This window comes from Streptomyces thermovulgaris (assembly GCF_002155915.1).
In the GTDB taxonomy this organism is placed as follows: Bacteria; Actinomycetota; Actinomycetes; order Streptomycetales; family Streptomycetaceae; genus Streptomyces; species Streptomyces thermovulgaris.
Map to the genome: position 1 here is coordinate 1 of NZ_MUME01000495.1, position 1,347 is coordinate 1,347.

Here is a 1,347-nt window from a genome sequence, read left to right on the forward strand (position 1 = left end):
GGCCGGCACCGGTGCCGGCCGTCAGTCGAACCGGATGTGACGAAGGCCCACCCCCGCCTGCCGCAGCCGGGTCCGCAGCGGGCCCCCTGTGCCGGGCCTCAGCGTCAGCCCGGCCAGGGCGGCGATCCGGTCGGCCGTCTCCGGCACGGTCGCGTGGTCCGTCCACAGGTGCTCGGCGAACTCCGGCTCGCGCAGCCGCTCGAGGCAGTGGTCGAGCTGCCGTACGGCCCAGGACTCCCGGCCCGGGCCGGTGCCTCTGCCCGCGATGCGGGCGAGCAGATGCCCCAGGCCGCGCTCCCGCAGCCGCCTCAGCACGGTCCCGCGTTCCGCGAGCAGGGTGAAGTGCCGTACGTCGTGCCCCAGTTCGCGCAGCCGTCCGACGGTCTCGGCGAAGTGGCCGGAGTCGGTGACGGTCATGGGGGCGATCACCACCCCCTTGTGCCGGCCGAGGGCCAGGTCCAGGACCTCGACCACGCCCTGCCGCCAGGACACCAGCTCCCGGAAGTCGCCGCGCAGCCCGGGCGGGAGCGTGCGGTGCAGACCGAAGCCGATGTGTTCGGGGTCGCAGACGACGCTGCCGGGCAGACGGCGGCGGATCTCGTACGCGGTCTGTGTCTTTCCGCCCCCGAAGGGACCGTTGATCCACAGGAGCATGCGCCGACCCTACCGATCCGGGACCCGCCGGACCCGCCGGCGGCCGCCCGCTCCGCTCAGCCGCGCCCGCCGGCCCGGACGAGACCGGTCTCGTAGGCCATGACCACCACCTGCACCCGGTCCCTGAGACCCAGCTTGGTCAGGATCCGGCCCACATGGGTCTTCACGGTCGCCTCGGACAGCACCAGCCGGGCGGCGATCTCGCCGTTCGACAGGCCCTGTGCGACCAGGATCATGACCTCGCGCTCGCGCTCGGTGAGCCGCTGCAGCTCCTTGTGCTGCGGCTCCTTGCCGCCGCTGGGCAGCATCGGCGCGAACCGGTCGAGCAGACGCCGGGTGGTGGAGGGCGCGACCACGGCGTCACCGCTGTGCACGGCGCGGATCGCGGCGAGCAGATCACCGGGCGGCACGTCCTTGAGCATGAACCCGGAGGCGCCCGCCTTCAGTCCGGAGAAGGCGTACTCGTCGAGGTCGAAGGTGGTCAGGATCAGCACCTTCGGGGGATTGGGCCCGGAGCAGATGCGGCGGGTGGCCTCCACGCCGTCCAGCTTCGGCATGCGCACATCCATCAGCACCACGTCCACCTCGCTGGAGCGCAGCACCTGCAGGGCCTCGACGCCGTCGCCCGCCTCCGCGACGACCTCCATGTCGGGCTGGGCGGCGAGCACCATCCGGAATCCGGTGCGCAGCAGC

At 73.0% G+C, this 1,347-nt stretch carries 2 protein-coding genes; both read right to left on the minus strand.

All coding sequences use genetic code 11. The annotated features are described in order from the left end of the window. Nucleotides 1–21 precede the first annotated feature (21 nt). Nucleotides 22–654, minus strand: a complete 633-nt coding sequence (locus tag CCN35_RS26735) for an AAA family ATPase (RefSeq protein WP_086794627.1) — start codon at nucleotides 652–654, stop codon at nucleotides 22–24. A 56-nt stretch (nucleotides 655–710) separates the two neighbouring features. Then, nucleotides 711–1,346, minus strand: coding sequence for a response regulator (locus CCN35_RS26740; RefSeq protein WP_245863533.1), 636 nt, complete (start codon nucleotides 1,344–1,346; stop codon nucleotides 711–713). Between the last annotated feature and the right edge of the window lies 1 nt (nucleotide 1,347).

Excerpts from the sequence above, each read along its gene's own strand:
- CCN35_RS26735 (WP_086794627.1), bottom strand. The coding sequence starts at position 654 with ATGCTCCTGTGGATCAACGGTCCCTTCGGGGGCGGAAAGACACAGACC.